The organism is Isoalcanivorax pacificus W11-5, assembly GCF_000299335.2.
Classification (GTDB): Bacteria; Pseudomonadota; Gammaproteobacteria; order Pseudomonadales; family Alcanivoracaceae; genus Isoalcanivorax; species Isoalcanivorax pacificus.
Genome location: NZ_CP004387.1, coordinates 3179208 through 3194321 on the forward strand (window position 1 = coordinate 3179208; position 15114 = coordinate 3194321).

The following is a 15114-nucleotide window of genomic DNA, read 5'->3' on the forward strand; positions in this document are numbered from 1 at the left end:
GGTGCCTGGGCCGCACCGTTATCCATTCTCCAGCGCACGTGCCGCACGCAGCATGTGTGTCACGCCCTGATCACGGGCGCTGGCGAGTGCCGCCACCTCCCGGCCACGGGTGGCCGCCTGCATGCCCTCGATCAGCAACCGGCGGGTCTCGTCATCCAGCGTCGGGGTGCCCAGATCGGCCCACCACTGCTCCACTGCTTCGCCCAGGTTATCGAGAAACCCGGCCATGCCACGCTCGGCACCGGCCAGATGAAAAATCATGTGCGGGCCGCAACACGCCCAGCGCGCGCCCAACCCTTCGGTCACCGCCTGGTCCACCTGCTCGACGGTCGCCGCACCGCTGGCCACCAGATGCACGGCCTCACGCCACAGCGCTGCCTGCAGGCGGTTCACCAGATGGCCACGAATTTCACCGGAGAGTTGCACCGTGCGCCGGCCGAGTTGCTGATAGAACGCCGCCGCGCGCGGCAGCACCGCCGCGTCGGTGTAGCGGCCGGGCACCAGTTCCACCAGCGGCATCAGCCACGGCGGATTGCACGGGTGGGCAATGAACAGGCGCTGCGGGTGCACCAGCCCCGCCTGCATTGGCGTCGGCAGGCAACCGGAGGAACTGGAGGCAATCAGCGTGTCGGTGGCAATGAACGGCTCAAGCTGTTCAAACGCAGCCCGCTTCAGCGCAGCGTCTTCAGGCAGCGCTTCCTGCACCAGTGCCACGTCGGCATCGAGTTGTGATGACGAGGCGACATAACCGATGGCCGGCGTCGCCACCGGCGCCAGCCCCAGCGCCGCCAGCACCGGTCGGGCCTGCGCCACTGCGTCGGCAACCCGCGTGGCGGCGTGGGGATGCGGGTCGATCACTGTCACGCGCCGACCGCACAAGCCAAACAGCGCGGCCCAGCCAGCCCCGATCAGCCCGGCACCGAGTACCGCCACATGCCGTATCTCGTTCATATCAGCACCGTCACCAGCCAGGGCACATAAATCAGCAGCAACAGCACTGCCAGCATCGCTGCCAGGTAGGGCAGCAGCAGCACGGCGATACGTTCGGCACGGACGCCGGACAACGCCGAGGCGGTAAACAGCGCTGAACCCACCGGTGGAGTGAGCAGCCCCATCACCAGCGTCAGGCAGACGATCATGCCGAAGTGGAACGGGCTGATGGCGTACACATCGGTCGCCACCGGCAGCAGCACCGGCACCACCAGGATCAGTGCCGGGATCGGGTCGAGGATCATGCCCACCACCAGCAGCATCAGCATCACCAGCACCAGGAACGTGGCCGGCGAATCCGACAGGGAACTGATCCAGGCGGCCGCCAGCGCCGGCAGGTTTTCAAAGGTGATCACCCAGCTGAACAGGTTCGCGGCAGCAATCAGGAACAGGACGATGGCGGAGTTGCGCGCCGTGCGCAGCAGCGCCGGCCACAACATGCGCAGATCGAATTCACGATAGACCAGGCGACCGACCAGAATAGCCGCCACACAGGCCAGCGCGGCGGCTTCCGTGGGTGTCGCGAGCCCGCCGAGGATGCTGCCGACAATGGTCAGCGGAATCAGCACGGCAGCGGCGCCGTCACGCATGGCTTTCAGGCGCTGGGCGAAGGTGAGCTTTTCCGTGGTCGGGAAATCATGCCGCCGCGCCATCCAGCCCAGCACGGCAAAAAACGCCAGCCCGAGCAGAACGCCCGGCACGATACCGGCGATAAACAGGTCGCCGATGGAAATCTGTGCGATCACGCCGAAGATCACGAACATCATCGACGGTGGGATGATCGGCGCCAGCAGGCCGCCGGCGGCGGTGATTGCCACGGCGGTATCGCGGCGATACCCGACCCGTTCCATTTCCGGCACGGCAATACGCGACATGATGGTGATCTGCGCCACGGTGGAACCCAGGATCGACGCCATCATCATGTTCGAGAGCAGGTTCACGTAGGCCAACCCGCCCTTGATGGAACCGATCAGCGCGGTGGCCATGTTCATCAGCCGCCGCGCAATACCGCCTTCATTCATGCACTCGCCCACCAGAATGAACAACGGCAGGGCCAGCAGGCCGTAATTTTCCAGGCCACCGAAAAACTGCTGCGGGTAGGAATCCAGCAATACGGTATTGCCCGTGGAAAAAATATAGATCAGCGCACTGATCGCGAGCACAAACGCCACCGGCACGCCGATGGCCAGCAGCACAACAAAGAGTCCGGCAACCATCAGGCCTCCTTCGCGCGCAGCAGGCGCGCCAGACTGATATCCAGGTTGGAGAGCGCGTGGATCAGGCTGGCAATGCCGAACACCGGCAGGATCAGCCATAGCCAGAACTTGGCGACGCCCAGCGTCTGCGTCGGTTCCTGGTAGATGAAATTGAAAAACTCGGCCGCCAGCGCATCGGTATCAAAGCCGACGCTGTACAGGTCCATCGGCGCGAACCAGCGCCACAGCATCCAGATCAGCGCCAGCACAAACGCCAGCAGCACCAGGTCCACCAACACCGCCAGCGCGCGCGCGGCAACTGCCGGCAGCGCATCGGTCAGCAGCGTCACGGCGATGTTGGCGCGGGCATACAGGCTCACAGAGGCTGCCAGAAACGCCATCCACACCATCGCTGTCACGGCTGCTTCATCGACCCAGTACAGCGCATTGCCGAACGCACGTGTGCTGATGTTCAGGATCAGCAACAGGAACACGAGCCCCACAAACACACCGGCCAGGACCTGTTCTGCCCGGGCCAGCCGATAGCTCGCGCGTTGCAGCCATGGCAGAAAGCCCTGCCCGGAAAAATCGGGCAGCGTCACATCGTTGCTGTCAGGTGTCGCTGTCTGCGCACTCATTCGGGGTCTCCATGGGTCAGGTAGTCCCACATGCGCTCGAAGATCAGGCCCGAGCGGGTGGCCCGCCGCTGCGACTCTTCCAGGCTCAGTTCTTTTGCCGGCTGGCCGCTGGCGAGGCAATCCATCTCTACGCGCGCGGCATCTTCCAGGTACCAGGTCAGCACCACGGCGGATTGCAGCGATTCGGCGGCGGCCACCACGCCGTTGCCCCGCATCACCAGCGCCGGGCTGTCAGCCATCAGGTCTGCCAGTTGCTCGGCAGCCAGGTCATCACGGATCAGTTGCGGGTCATCCCACAGCGGCGTGCCCGGCGCGAAATAGCTGCCCATGCCGTGCAGTACACGGGGCGTGCGGCCCAGCGCGGACAGCGCCATGGCGCGCGCCGGCATGCTGCGCACGATGCCGCCGATGTCCGGCCGGCGGCGGTAGATTTCCCGGTGAATACGCACTTCGCCCAGCACACCGTCCGGCAACGGGCCGTTGACCGGCACCACGGTCCCGGCCTCACCTGGCGCAATGGTGCCCAGCGGTTTGGCGGTACAGACCAGAAAATGATCGGCGTCCAGACGCTGGCTGCAATGTCCGTAGGCATGCACCAGGCCATGCCGGCCGAGGGCGCGCGCAGCGCGGCGAACAATGATTTCTGCGTCAGCGCGCGTGACGGTGTCAGCCTGGGGAGAAGGGGCGTCAGTCATGAAGCAGGTTCCTTACCGTGGTTGTGTGGTCGCCGGAGCGACGATTTCCGGGCACAACGACGGGCTCTGGCGCGAACCTGCAGGACGGGTCAGGGACCCGGCGGCGGGATGAACGGACATCAGGCGCTCCCGTTGTTGTTATTCAGCGCCCCGCCTGACTCATGACAGCAGCCATCACAGGGCATCTCTGGCGATTGACTCTAACCAGCCAGCGCCATTCCCTGAAATGAATATGTGTCTATGTAATATAACTTGAAGTAATAGCCTAGAAGGGCGACAGCGCCTCGCTGCCCGCTGCCCGCAGCTCGCGCAGCAGCGCCTCTGCGGCCTTGGAGAGGGGGCTGTCCTTGCGCAACGAGACCCCGACCGGGCCAAAGAACAGGGGTTCTGCCATATCAATCCGTGCCAGCAGCCCGGCGCGCACGTCCGGCTCGATGACCCGCGCCGGGAAGGCACAGATGTAGTCCGTCTCCAGCAGCATGCACCGGTTACCGATCACGGAGAGGGATTCGCACGGCGCCACCGGCAGTTCCAGGTTGAGATCATGGAACGCCGCTTCCAGCATCTGCCGCAGCGTGGTGTCCGGCAGCGGCAGGATCCAGGGCCACTGGCGCAACGCGGCCAGGTCCGGCTGGCGCAGCGACAGCGCCTGATGGCCGGGGCGCACAATGAAGTGGATTTCTTCCTGATAGAACGGCTCCACCACCAGCCCTTCCCGGTAACGGTGGGCCGGCAGCCGGCCGACGATCATGTCCAGCTCGCCCTGCCGCAGCGCCGGCACCAGTTGCCGGTAGGTGCCTTCGCGGATCGAGGTACGAATGCCCGGCGCCAGCCGGTGCAACCGCACCACTGCCTGCGGCAGCACCTGCGCCGACCCGGCGATCAGCGCCCCCACCGACACATGGCCACTGAGCCCCTCGCGGGCATTGTGGATTTCCTGCTCCACCTGGCTGAGCTGGGCAAACACCGCCTTGGCCTGGTTGGCGAGCATCTCACCGAACGGTGTGGTGTGCGTGCCACGACTGGTACGCACAAACAACTGCACGCCGAGATCTGCCTCGACTTCGTGCAATATCTTGCTCACCGCCGGCTGGCTCAGGCCCAGCTCCTCGCCGGCCTTCACCAGGCTGCTGTTCTGCGCCACGGCCAATACAGTGCGCAATTGCTGCAGTCTCACCCGGCGTGCCCAGCCCGGATCTGTCATCATTGCTCTCCTCTCTTCCTCCGGCTCCGGCCGTCGGACATCCCCCGTTTGGGGTATGCGCCGCAGAAAACATCATGTTATCAAACCCGCCTGACGAAACGGGAAGGGAACACATCATGACGTATCTCAACAGAGCAGCAACCGTCTGCCTGGTCACCGTGGCATTGTCACTTCTGCTTGGTGGATGCGCCTCGACCAGGGCGGTCAACGCCGCCAGCCAGGGGGATCTCGATACCCTCCGGGCATTGCATGCCGAAGGCAAGTCCGTGGACAAACGGGATCTGCGCCGACGCACGCCGCTGTATCAGGCCGCCGCTGCGGGCCACACGGATACCGTGGCCTTTCTGCTGCAGTCCGGCGCCGACATCCACGGCACCAACGAATCCCGAAAGTTGACGGCCTTGATCGCCGCCGTCCAGAGCGGCCATGTCGACACCGCCACGCATCTGTTGAACGCCGGCGCCCGCGCAGACCAGACCGACACCAACGGCAACAGCGCGCTGGCCGTTGCCGTCGCCAACGGAGACAGCACACTCACCGCCTTGCTGCTGGCCGCCGGCGCCGACCCCGCGCAACAGGATGGCGAGGGCATGACCATGCTGTACCGCACAGCACGGCATAACCAGATATCCCTGATGCAACAACTGCTGGATGCCGGCGCCAACCCGAACCAGATGACCGCCGGACAGAGCACACCGCTGCTCGCAGCAGCCACCCACGACAGCGCCGATGCCGTGGCGCTGCTGCTTGTCGCCGGGGCCGACCCCAATCTTCAGGACGGCGACGGCCGGACTGCCGTGCAGGTGGCCGTGGAAAAAGACAACCGCGCGCTGCTGGAATCACTGCTGGCCGCCGGCGGCAATCCGAACGGTACCGAACAGGTTCCACTGTTGAGCCTGGCCCTGAAAAACGAGCATTCCGCCATGGGGAAGCTGCTGCTGGCAGCGGGTGCCCATCCCGAACCGCCGGTGAGCGCCCAGTACAGCCAGCCGCTGCTCTATGCTGCCCAACACAATGACGCCGAGATGGTGGCACTGCTGCTGGCCGCAGGCGCCGACGTCAACAGCAACAGCCATTCCGGCTTCAGCAGCCTGTACCAGGCCGCCTATTACGGCGCCGGGGAAACGCTCGACCAACTGCTGGCGGCCGGTGCCGACGTCAACAGCCGCAACGGCGACGGCCCGTTCACCCCGCTGATGGCCGCCGCAGACCATGGCCATCAGGACATCGCGGTACGCCTGCTGGCGGCCGGCGCAGATCCGAACATCACCACCCGGAACGGCTACAACGCGCTTTATTACGCCGTGGGCGACAACGCCGGTGAGATGGTCAGAATCCTGCTGGCGGGCGGTGCCCACCCGAATCTGCGCACCCCGGATCAGTACAACTGGACGCCAGTGCACCGTGCGGCCAACGCCGGCCACTACGAAGTGCTCGAATCACTGCTGCAGATGGGCGGCAACCCGAACCTGCTGGATGCGGACAACGACTCCCCCATGGACCTGGCCCTGTACAAGGAATACAGCACCACCCCGCAGGTGCTGGCCCGGTACGGCGGCCGGACCCACAACTACAAGGGCCGCAAAAGCGGCGGTGACAATTTCATGCGGACCTTCGCCACGGTGGCCATCGGCGCGACGGCCTTGCAGGCGGACCTGCCCACCCACCAGACCGCCGACATCATGAGCGCGTCCATCCGTGATATCTGGCTCGACAACGGTCAGGGCAACAATCTTTCACAACTGCAACAGCAATACGCCAGCGGCAATTTCCAGATACGTGACCCGCTCGTGCAACAGGTGTTCAGCGCCTCACTGGAAGCCGAAGAAACCAACCGCCGCCTGCAAGCCCAACTGGCCGAGGCCCAGGCCGAACAACAGCGCCAGCAGGCCGCACAGCAACAGGCCCTGCGTGAACGCCAACAGGCGCTGGCCGCCCAGCAGGCGGCGCGTCAACAACAACCGGTACGTCGGGCAGCGACACCCGCACCGCAGGCCACGCCTGTCGCCATGACATCCGGCGCGCCGGCTACGGTGCCCGCCTCCCGCACCCCGCCTCCCGCCGCCGCCCCGCGCCGGGTGGAACCTTCCCCCAACAGCGCCAGCCTGCAACGCGGCCGCATGCAGTCCGCCGAGGGCATGGCGTGCGACTGCGAAGGCACCATCACCCGCCGCAACCTGACCGTCGGCAGTTGCCAGATCAGCGAGATCACCGTGGCCTACCAGCTCGGTGTGTTCTTTGGCGAACCTACCGTGAATGGCAATTTCCGCTGGCGAGCCGGCACCAACACGCCGGCGGACTGTCTGCCGTACAACTTCAACGCCTGGGTGAAGGTGCAAAACGATCAGGCCTACGGTTACGTCAAGATTGATCCGACCGTGCCGAAAGCCGGCGATACCGGTTTCAATGTCACCGGCAGCCCGAACTGGGACAGTTTCATCTGCGGCTTTCAGGGCACCCGCCAGAGCGGCTGCTTCAGCGCCGAGGATGCCAAGCAGTTGCTGCGCAAAGGCCGCGTCACCGACGTCCTGTTTTCCTTGCGCTGAACACCCGACCGTTCAGGAAATCCGATCAATACGTTCAGTTCGCCGGGGTGGAGCCACCACCCCGGCCACGTCTATGCTCGAAGGCTTCCGTATCGCTCACTCATGGAGGATCTTCATGCGCCTGTTCGCTCCTGCACTGACCCTGGCCCTGCTGGCCACCGCGCCACTGGCCCAGGCCGACACCCTCACCGAATACACCCTTGATCCGACGCATACCCAGGTGCGCTTCAGTTGGGACCACTTCGGCTTTTCCACCCCCGGCGCCAGTTTCGATGAAGTGACCGGCACGGTGTATGTGAACGAAGCACACCCGGAACAATCCCGCGTCGACGTCACCATCCCCGTGCGCAGCGTACACACCCACGTGCCGCTGCTGGACGAGCACCTGCTGACCAAACCGGAATTCTTCAAGGCCGATGATCACCCGACCATCACCTTCCGCAGCACCGGCATCCGCAACGCGGACCGCGAGGAACAGGAATTTGATCTGGTCGGTATCCTGACGGTGAACGGCATCAGCAAGGAAGTCGTGCTCGACACGGAAGTAAACAAAGTCGGCGAACACCCGATGTGGGACAACGCCCGCGCCATTGGCCTGAGCGCAGAAACCACCGTCAAGCGCTCCGATTTCGGCATGGGCGCCTACGCCCCGGCCGTCAGTGACGAGATGGAGGTCAGCATCACGCTGGAAGCTATCGAAGCCAGTGCGTTTGCAAAAAAGCAATAGGGGAAGCGGCGAGCTGCGAGCCGCGAGCTACGAGCTACGAGCGGAAGAGCTCTTTTCTTTCGCTCGCGGCTCGTAGCCCGTAGCTCGCAACTGCGTTGCATTGCGCCGATGTCATCGGCGCAAGGCAACGCTCACCCTTAACCCGCCAAGTGGCGATTCATCCAGAGTGAGTGTGCCGCCGTAGAGTGTGACCAGTTCGGCCACGATGGCCAGGCCGAGGCCGGAGCCGGGGCGTTGTTCATCCAGACGTGCGCCGCGTGCCAGTGCGGCGTCGCGTTGTTCAGCGGTCATGCCGGGGCCGTCGTCTTCAATGCACAGTAATCCCTGTTCACCGTCGCGCTCCAGCGTCACACGCACTCGTGCGCGCGCCCAGCCGAGTGCATTTTCCAGCAGATTGCCGACCAGCTCCTGCAAATCCTGCGGGTCAATGCGTAATGTCAGTTGCTCGTTCACCGCCGTTTCCATCGCCAGGCCGCGGCGCGAGGCGAGCCGGCCCAGGCCGTCCAGCACCGGCCTGATCACCGGCATAACGCGCGTGCGCCCGGCCAGCGCCGCGCCGCCTGCGGCAGAGGCGCGGGCCAGGTGATGGCGCACGGCATCGTCAATGCGTGCGAGTTCGGCACGAAGCTGTTCGCGCTGCTCCGGCGGCAGGCGATCGGCCTGCGTCTGCAATACCGCCACCGGGGTTTTCAGCGCGTGCGCCAGATTGCCGGCGGCACTGCGGCCGCGTTCGATCAACCGCTGGTCTTTATCAATCACTTCGTTCATGGCTGTGGCCAGGTCCGCCAGTTCACCGGGCAGGCCCTGTTCGTCCAGGCGCGCGGCATCGCCGGCTTCCACTCTGCGCAATGCCGCGCGCATGCGCCGTAGCGGTGTCAGCCCCCAGCGAATCTGCAACGCCAGCCCGGTCAGTAACAGCACCGCCAATGCCAGCAACGACACCCCCAGCAACCGCTCGAAGCTGCGCACCTCGGCATCCGGTTCTTCCCGCGAGGCCGCCACGGTGACGTACAGCGGCCGGCCGAGCGAGGCGAGCAGGATCGGCCGTTGCATGGCCCGCAGCGGCGTGTTGCGCGGGCCGGTGGTGTCGAAGGCCACCTGCCCCGGCGTGGCAGACAACCGCACCGCCAGCCGCTGGTCCCACAACGAGCGTGAGGTGACCGCCAGCATTTCGCCGTCGCTGGCCTGCCAGTACCAGCCGGAAAACACCCGGTCGAAACGGGCATCGCCCAGCGAGCGGGTGACCACAAGCTGGTCCGCCAGCGGGTCATAGCGCACACCGGCCAACACTACGTTGAGCAGCGAGCCAAGACGTTCATCAAAGGAATGGTTGACCGCCTGCCGGAAGTTGTAGGCCAGTGCCAGCCCGGCCAGCGGCAGAATCACCAGCACCAGCACCAGCGCGGCGATCCACAGCCGCAGGCCCACCGACAGTGGCCGCCGGATCATTCGATTGCCACCAGCCGGTAGCCCTGGCCCCGGACTGTTTCGATACGCTCACCCCCGAGCTTGCGGCGCAGCCGGCTCACCTGCACATCGATGACATTGGAATCCGGTTCACTGTCGCGGTCGTAAACGTGCTCGGACAGTTCCGTGCGGCTGACGATACGCGGCGCCGCACGCATCAGGCAGGCTAGCAGGCGCAGTTCCTGCGCGGTCAGGGTGACCGGCATGCCGGCGCGGGTGACGCTGCCGACATGGCTGTCATACCGCAGGTCGCCCACCGTCAGCACCGGGTGCGCATGGCCGTGGCTGCGGCGCACCAGTGCATGCAGGCGGAACAGCACCTCGCCGGTTTCAAACGGTTTGGTGACGTAGTCGTCGGCCCCGGCGGAAAAGCCGGCGGCCTTGTCCGACCAGCGCTCGCGTGCGGTCAGCACCAGCACCGGCAGGTCGATGTCATCCGCACGCCACTGCGCCAGCCAGCGGGTGCCATCGCCATCGGGCAGGCCGAGATCAAGGATCACCACGTCGTACCGTTCCGTGCGCACCAGGAAATCCGCATCGCTGCCGGTGCCGCTGGTTTCCACCAGCAGGCCGGCGTCAGTGAGCGCCCGGGCCAGAGCCGTGCAAAGTGCCTGATCATCCTCCACCAGCAACACTTTCATTCAGCGTTTCATCCCGTTGATATTGACGCCCTCGATACCGACCAGCTCGCCGGTCGCCGCATCAAATTCGAACTCCACCACCTGCCCCTGGGGGCCGACCATCTCGATTTCGTAGTACACCTTGCCGTCGTCGCGGTCCAGCTCCACCTCGATCACGTTGCCGACATAATGCTGCTCAAGCCAGTCGAGCACCGACCCGAGGCTGACCAGCCGCCCGGCCCGCACATCATCATGCAGCGAGCGCCAGTCATCATCGGCACGGGCGGCCGGCCACAGCGCCAACAGCAGGGCAAAGGTGCATGACAGTACTTTAATTGATGTCTTCATGGCGCCCATTGTCGCGGCTCGAACATGAACGGCACATTAACAAGCCACTCAGCTTCCTGAAAACCGCCTTGTGTGAGTATGGCTTTCAACGACGGGGCACACCGCCCCCGTCGCAACGATACCAAGCGCTGAACAAGGAGATTCACCATGCAAACGAAACATGCCCTGATGCTGCCCCTGATCGCCGGTTCCCTGTCCCTGGCCGCTGTCAGCGCCCAGGCCCGGATGACACCTGACCAAGTCGACGCACTGCTGAAGCAGACCGGTGAATATGGCTTTACCCACTATGAAGAAATCAGCTTCGATGATGGCGAGGTGGAAGTCGAAGGCTGGCTGGACGACAACTGGACCGCCGATGTCGACTTCACCCTGCAGGGTGAAGCGGTCCGAGAGGAACGCCGTCGCCGGGACGGTGGTGCCCGCGGCCTGAGCGCCGATGACGTGCGCAACGCCGTGAAAGCCGCCACGGACGAGGGCCTGACGCAGATCGAGGAAATCCAGACCCGTCGCGGCAATACCATTGAAGTGGAAGGCTATGGCCAGAACGGTGGCGAAATGGAAATTCATATCGACGCGGAGAGCTACAAGGTGATCAATATCGATCGCGACTGATATCGCCTTTTGCCCGGGGTATCACAAAAAAATCCGGCCTTCGGGCCGGATTTTTCGTGCGCCTCACGCCGTTGTCAGGTGGCTGGAGAATCGCTCCCGTCGAGCGGTTTCCAGAACCGCTTCAACCCGCACAGGCCTGGCGTATTGATCATGCCTGTCAGTCATCCTTGTCCACTTTGACGATATCGAAACTGCCCAGCTGGACACGCACATCGATATCCTTGCCATCGGCGGTCTGCCCTTCCACCTCAATCACATTTTTGCGATTGATCTGCACATCATCGACACGGGTCAGGCCCTCGCCGGCCGCAGCCTGCACGGCAGCGCGCACATCGCTTTGCTGCATGCTGTGCTTGCGCTCGCGCTCGCCACGGGTTCTTTCCTCGACCACCGCGCCCTGCGCGGAGAAGGTCACCTTGGCCATGGCATTGCCGGCCAGCCAGCCTTCGATCTCCGCCGAACCATCGTCGTCGATCTCGATGTCCTTGTAGTAGGTAAAGCCGTATTCCGCGCTCCGTTCCAGCACACCGTGCAGATCTTCCACACTGATGTCGGCCTGTGCCATCGGCATGGACAGCGCGCCCATCGCCAGCACCCCTGCCAGGGGCAACACTCGACGTATAGACTTTTTCATACTGACCTCCTGCATGTCTTCACACAGGCCGGAGAACGGACCCGTCGCCCTCCGAGGCGACCGGCAGCGTTGCCTCGGGCAACCGCTCCTGCTGGCATGATGTTGGCCCTCCGTGCGCCGGGTTGTCGCCCAGCACGGCGTCCTTTTGACAATGTTTTGCAGGGGCAACGCGCTGCCCCGCCAGCCTCCGGGGGAGGGGTCAGGCCGGCGGGGCCTTGCGTTGTTCACTATGTCGACGCAGGGAGGTGGTCGGACGGCCTGCCTGTTGCCAGGCGCGGAAACCGCCTTCCAGATGGCAGACGCGTGGCACCCCCATGCGCGTGAGTTGCGCGGCGGCCAGCGCCGAGCGCCAGGCGCTGGCGCAGTACAGCACCAGCCGCTTGCCGCTGCCGAATACCGGCTTGAAGTAAGGGCTTTCCGGATCGACCCAGAATTCCAGCATGCCGCGCGGTGCATGGAAGGCGCCGGGCAGCAGCCCGTCGCGCTCCAGCTCACGCAAATCACGCAGGTCCACAAAGACCACGTCGCTGTCGTGCAACAGCGCAGCAGCATCCTGCTGGGACAGCAGTTCTGCCTCGCGCCCGGCTTCCGCCAGCAGCGCCTTGTAGCCGATCTTCAGTTTCATGGACCACGCTCTTGCAGACGGACAGAACGTCAGCCTAGAACACCGCCTCCGAAGACAACATCCGACCTTGGGAGGATGGCCTTACGGTGCAGCGTCGAATATTGCCTTGCCGGTCTGCATGTCGATGGGCATGGAGAAGTGTTCATGCACAATCCGCCAGCCGTCACCCTGGCGACGGTAGCAGGCCGTACCGCGCGTATAACCGCTTTCCATTTCGCCCTGCTCGTTGGGGCCGCTGCAGCGGTCGATAAACCAGGCCACCGCCAGATCGTCGCTTGCCTGCACCGTCACGCTGTGCAGCACAATGCTGCCCTCGCCCATGAACTGCAGGCACTGCGCCCAGTGTTCGCGGTATGCCGCTGCGCCGACAAATTGCAGTGTCGCAATCGCGTCAAACGCCACCACGTCATCGTCGTAGAACGCCATGATGCGATCAAGATCGCCACCGGTCACCGTGGCGTGCCAGGCTTCTACCAGCGCGCGAATCTCGTTTTCCACCGTGTTACTCATGCTGTTTCTCCTGTCAGGCACAGCCGGGTTTGTCATTGTTCTGTGAGAACTGCTGCATTGCTTCCTGCAATGCTTCCGGGCTCACATCCCGCACGTGAGAAGCGATCGACCAGCGGTGTCCGAACGGGTCGCTGAGCACGCCGTAGCGATCGCCCCAGAACATATCCTCCAGCGGTATCACCGTCTCGCAGCCGGCGTCCAGTGCGCGTTGGAACAGCGCATCGCAATCATCCACCTGCAGGTGCAGCGTGACCGGGCTGATGGCACCGGCCTGCGGTACATCACCGCACTCCTCGAACACGTCGCACAACATCAAGCGGGCATCGCCGATCTGCAGTTCACCGTGCATCAGGCGGCCATCCGGTGCCGGCATCATCATGTTCACTTCCGCGCCAAAGGCACGCTGATAAAATTCCGCCGCCTTGCTGGCTTCTCGGCATTGCAGATGGGGAATCAGGGCAACACTCATGGCACACCTCCTGTGTCAGTGGGAGTTATAACGGTTCATCGCGTAATAGCGGATAAGGGAGGGTCGGACGTCTGACGTCGGACGTCTGACGCCAAACCGAAAGCAAACGACTCTGGTAATGGAAAGGCAGCGCCGTCCGCGTCGGATATCAACCGCTTTTAGCGTCCGACGTCAGACGTCAGACGTCCGTCGTTCGACCCACACCACCCTGTCATACGTCCAGATCACGAATCGGACGTACTTCGATACTGCCGACACGCGCGGGGGGAATCTTCGCGGCGATCTGCAGGGCTTCATTCATGTCGCGCGCTTCCACCAGGTAGAAACCCGCCAGCTGTTCCTTGGTTTCCGCAAACGGCCCATCGGTGACCACGGTCTTGCCGTCGCGCACACGCACCGTGCTGGCGGTCGCCACCGGCTGCAGCGCTTCACCGGCGATCATGCGACCGCTCTCGTACAGGCTGCTGGCGTAGGCATGGCATTCCGGATCCTTCGGGCTGTCCGGCAGGCTGTGGAGCAACTGTTCATCACTGTAGACCAGGCACAAATATTTCATGGTGCGTCCTCCAACGCGGTAAGGTCGTATACAAGCTCGGTTCATTCATTCAGTTCCTGCAGGCGACGGGAGAGAAACGCCCGCTCGGCATCCTGCTGTGACAGCGACAGCGCGACGCTGTAGGCCGTCCGGGCGGCCTCGTTGTCACCCTGCCGCCGCAACAGGTCGGCACGGGCCGCGTGGGACAGCGCGTAGCCACGCAACTCGCCCTGCGCATGCAACGCATCGATCAGCGCCAGCCCGGCGCGCGAGCCGTCGCGCATGGCCACGGCCACCGCGCGATTCAGCGCCACCACCGGCGACGGCGTCAGGTTCATCAGGGCATCGTAGAGGCCAACGATCTGCGCCCAGTCGGTGTCGGCCGCATTCACGGCTTCTGCATGCACCGCCGCAATCGCTGCCTGCAGCGTGTAGGCGCCAAAGCGACGCGAACGCAAGGCGCGCAGCACCAGCCGGTCGCCCTCTTCTATCAGGGCACGGTCCCACAGCGTGCGATCCTGTTCTTCCAGCAGCACCGGATCACCGGAGACATCCAGCCGCGCCGGGCGGCGTGCCTCGATCAGCAGCATCAGGGCCAGCAGCCCTGCAACCTCCGGCTCGGGCAGCAATTCCAGCAGCAGACGGCCAAGCCGGATCGCCTCTGCGGACACATCCGTGCGCGTCAGCGAGCCACCCGAGGACGCGTAGTAGCCTTCATTGAACACCAGGTAAATAACCCGCAGCACACTGTCCAGCCGCATCGGCAATTCCGCCAGCGTGGGCACCTCGTAGGGAATGCCGGCGTCACGAATCTTGGTCTTGGCGCGCACGATGCGCTGCGCCACGGTGGGCGTGCTGATCAGAAAGGCACGGCCGATTTCTTCGGTCGTGAGGTCGCAGATTTCACGCAGCGTCAGGGCAATTTGCGCTTCTGGCGCCAGCGCCGGGTGACAACAGGTGAAGATCAGCCGCAAGCGATCATCCTCGACACTGTCGTCGAGCAGGTCGGTGTCATCCACCTCATTGTGCAACAGCGCCATTTCCGCCACCGACGCATTAAAGCGCGCACGGCGGCGCAGGTTGTCGATCGCCTTGAAGCGGCCGGCAGACACCAGCCAGGCGCGGGGATTGTCCGGCAAACCATCATGCGGCCATTGCTGCATCGCGGCCATGAAGGCTTCCTGCAATGCTTCCTCGGCCAGATCGAAGTCCCCCAGCAGGCGGATCAGCGTCGCCAGCACCCGCCGCGACTCCTTGCGGTAAAGCGCTTCGACCTGTTGTTGCATAGCGATACTCCG

General features: G+C 64.2%; 17 protein-coding genes. 3 read left to right on the forward strand and 14 right to left on the reverse strand.

What is annotated here, in order from left to right:
• Nucleotides 1-18 precede the first annotated feature (18 nt).
• From S7S_RS14130 to S7S_RS14150, 5 genes are all read right to left on the reverse strand, one after another.
• Entirely contained in the window at nucleotides 19-951 is a 933-nt protein-coding gene (locus S7S_RS14130; protein ID WP_008734002.1) for a 3-hydroxyacyl-CoA dehydrogenase NAD-binding domain-containing protein, read from the reverse strand.
• Nucleotides 948-2207, reverse strand: a complete 1260-nt coding sequence (locus S7S_RS14135; protein WP_008734001.1) for a TRAP transporter large permease — start codon at nucleotides 2205-2207, stop codon at nucleotides 948-950. The genes S7S_RS14130 and S7S_RS14135 overlap by 4 nt, the downstream gene beginning before the upstream one ends.
• On the reverse strand, nucleotides 2207-2824 hold the full coding sequence (locus S7S_RS14140; RefSeq protein WP_008734000.1) for a TRAP transporter small permease: 618 nt from the start codon (nucleotides 2822-2824) through the stop codon (nucleotides 2207-2209). The genes S7S_RS14135 and S7S_RS14140 overlap by 1 nt, the downstream gene beginning before the upstream one ends.
• Nucleotides 2821-3519, reverse strand: a complete 699-nt coding sequence (locus S7S_RS14145) for a class II aldolase/adducin family protein (protein WP_008733999.1) — start codon at nucleotides 3517-3519, stop codon at nucleotides 2821-2823. Before S7S_RS14145 ends, S7S_RS14140 begins: the two co-directional genes overlap by 4 nt.
• 265 nt (nucleotides 3520-3784) lie before the next feature.
• Nucleotides 3785-4726 carry a LysR family transcriptional regulator gene (locus S7S_RS14150; RefSeq protein ID WP_202966504.1) on the reverse strand — a complete coding sequence of 314 codons (942 nt, stop codon included), beginning with the start codon at nucleotides 4724-4726 and terminating at the stop codon, nucleotides 3785-3787.
• A 113-nt stretch (nucleotides 4727-4839) separates the two neighbouring features.
• On the opposite strand from S7S_RS14150, the gene S7S_RS14155 reads away from it, so the two are divergent.
• Entirely contained in the window at nucleotides 4840-7269 is a 2430-nt protein-coding gene (locus S7S_RS14155) for an ankyrin repeat domain-containing protein (RefSeq protein ID WP_169745573.1), read from the forward strand.
• 115 nt (nucleotides 7270-7384) lie between these two features.
• Nucleotides 7385-7996 carry a YceI family protein gene (locus S7S_RS14160; RefSeq protein ID WP_008733994.1) on the forward strand — a complete coding sequence of 204 codons (612 nt, stop codon included), beginning with the start codon at nucleotides 7385-7387 and terminating at the stop codon, nucleotides 7994-7996.
• Nucleotides 7997-8107: 111 nt separating this feature from the next.
• Here the strand turns inward: S7S_RS14160 and S7S_RS14165 are convergent, their stop codons facing one another.
• Genes S7S_RS14165 through S7S_RS14175 form a run of 3 tightly spaced genes read right to left on the reverse strand, consistent with a single transcriptional unit; the run spans nucleotide 8108 to nucleotide 10431 of the window.
• A complete protein-coding gene (locus tag S7S_RS14165; RefSeq protein WP_008733992.1) occupies nucleotides 8108-9445 on the reverse strand; it encodes a sensor histidine kinase in 1338 nt (445 codons plus the stop codon).
• A complete protein-coding gene (locus S7S_RS14170; RefSeq protein ID WP_041026013.1) occupies nucleotides 9442-10104 on the reverse strand; it encodes a response regulator transcription factor in 663 nt (220 codons plus the stop codon). Before S7S_RS14170 ends, S7S_RS14165 begins: the two co-directional genes overlap by 4 nt.
• The gene (locus S7S_RS14175; protein WP_238582901.1) at nucleotides 10105-10431 is read right to left on the reverse strand and encodes a PepSY domain-containing protein; all 327 of its coding nucleotides are present in this window, start codon (nucleotides 10429-10431) and stop codon (nucleotides 10105-10107) included.
• Nucleotides 10432-10578: 147 nt separating this feature from the next.
• Here S7S_RS14175 and S7S_RS14180 point away from each other — a divergent pair, with 147 nt between their 5' ends.
• On the forward strand, nucleotides 10579-11043 hold the full coding sequence (locus S7S_RS14180; protein WP_008733987.1) for a PepSY domain-containing protein: 465 nt from the start codon (nucleotides 10579-10581) through the stop codon (nucleotides 11041-11043).
• 157 nt (nucleotides 11044-11200) lie between these two features.
• Here S7S_RS14180 and S7S_RS14185 read toward each other — a convergent pair whose 3' ends face one another.
• The 6 genes from S7S_RS14185 to S7S_RS14210 form a co-directional block, all read right to left on the reverse strand.
• Nucleotides 11201-11677, reverse strand: a complete 477-nt coding sequence (locus S7S_RS14185) for a PepSY domain-containing protein (RefSeq protein ID WP_169745574.1) — start codon at nucleotides 11675-11677, stop codon at nucleotides 11201-11203.
• A 199-nt stretch (nucleotides 11678-11876) separates the two neighbouring features.
• Nucleotides 11877-12302: a rhodanese-like domain-containing protein gene (locus tag S7S_RS14190; RefSeq protein ID WP_008733984.1), complete on the reverse strand. Its 426-nt coding sequence runs from the start codon at nucleotides 12300-12302 to the stop codon at nucleotides 11877-11879.
• A gap of 81 nt (nucleotides 12303-12383) precedes the next feature.
• The gene (locus S7S_RS14195; RefSeq protein ID WP_008733982.1) at nucleotides 12384-12812 is read right to left on the reverse strand and encodes a YybH family protein; all 429 of its coding nucleotides are present in this window, start codon (nucleotides 12810-12812) and stop codon (nucleotides 12384-12386) included.
• A 13-nt stretch (nucleotides 12813-12825) separates the two neighbouring features.
• Entirely contained in the window at nucleotides 12826-13281 is a 456-nt protein-coding gene (locus S7S_RS14200) for a VOC family protein (RefSeq protein WP_008733980.1), read from the reverse strand.
• Between the two features lie 211 nt (nucleotides 13282-13492).
• Entirely contained in the window at nucleotides 13493-13837 is a 345-nt protein-coding gene (locus tag S7S_RS14205; RefSeq protein ID WP_008733978.1) for a YciI family protein, read from the reverse strand.
• Between the two features lie 41 nt (nucleotides 13838-13878).
• On the reverse strand, nucleotides 13879-15102 hold the full coding sequence (locus tag S7S_RS14210; protein WP_008733976.1) for an RNA polymerase sigma factor: 1224 nt from the start codon (nucleotides 15100-15102) through the stop codon (nucleotides 13879-13881).
• Between the last annotated feature and the right edge of the window lie 12 nt (nucleotides 15103-15114).

Bases quoted from the DNA above. Each gene is read 5' to 3' on its own strand.
- S7S_RS14170 (WP_041026013.1), bottom strand. From the start codon at position 10,104: ATGAAAGTGTTGCTGGTGGAGGATGATCAGGCACTTTGCACGGCTCTG.
- S7S_RS14145 (WP_008733999.1), bottom strand. From the start codon at position 3,519: ATGACTGACGCCCCTTCTCCCCAGGCTGACACCGTCACGCGCGCTGAC.
- S7S_RS14175 (WP_238582901.1), bottom strand. From the start codon at position 10,431: ATGAAGACATCAATTAAAGTACTGTCATGCACCTTTGCCCTGCTGTTG.
- S7S_RS14185 (WP_169745574.1), bottom strand. From the start codon at position 11,677: ATGAAAAAGTCTATACGTCGAGTGTTGCCCCTGGCAGGGGTGCTGGCG.
- S7S_RS14150 (WP_202966504.1), bottom strand. From the start codon at position 4,726: ATGATGACAGATCCGGGCTGGGCACGCCGGGTGAGACTGCAGCAATTG.
- S7S_RS14155 (WP_169745573.1), top strand. From the start codon at position 4,840: ATGACGTATCTCAACAGAGCAGCAACCGTCTGCCTGGTCACCGTGGCA.
- S7S_RS14160 (WP_008733994.1), top strand. From the start codon at position 7,385: ATGCGCCTGTTCGCTCCTGCACTGACCCTGGCCCTGCTGGCCACCGCG.
- S7S_RS14135 (WP_008734001.1), bottom strand. From the start codon at position 2,207: ATGGTTGCCGGACTCTTTGTTGTGCTGCTGGCCATCGGCGTGCCGGTG.
- S7S_RS14205 (WP_008733978.1), bottom strand. From the start codon at position 13,837: ATGAAATATTTGTGCCTGGTCTACAGTGATGAACAGTTGCTCCACAGC.
- S7S_RS14130 (WP_008734002.1), bottom strand. From the start codon at position 951: ATGAACGAGATACGGCATGTGGCGGTACTCGGTGCCGGGCTGATCGGG.
- S7S_RS14180 (WP_008733987.1), top strand. From the start codon at position 10,579: ATGCAAACGAAACATGCCCTGATGCTGCCCCTGATCGCCGGTTCCCTG.
- S7S_RS14210 (WP_008733976.1), bottom strand. From the start codon at position 15,102: ATGCAACAACAGGTCGAAGCGCTTTACCGCAAGGAGTCGCGGCGGGTG.
- S7S_RS14190 (WP_008733984.1), bottom strand. From the start codon at position 12,302: ATGAAACTGAAGATCGGCTACAAGGCGCTGCTGGCGGAAGCCGGGCGC.
- S7S_RS14200 (WP_008733980.1), bottom strand. From the start codon at position 13,281: ATGAGTGTTGCCCTGATTCCCCATCTGCAATGCCGAGAAGCCAGCAAG.
- S7S_RS14165 (WP_008733992.1), bottom strand. From the start codon at position 9,445: ATGATCCGGCGGCCACTGTCGGTGGGCCTGCGGCTGTGGATCGCCGCG.
- S7S_RS14195 (WP_008733982.1), bottom strand. From the start codon at position 12,812: ATGAGTAACACGGTGGAAAACGAGATTCGCGCGCTGGTAGAAGCCTGG.
- S7S_RS14140 (WP_008734000.1), bottom strand. From the start codon at position 2,824: ATGAGTGCGCAGACAGCGACACCTGACAGCAACGATGTGACGCTGCCC.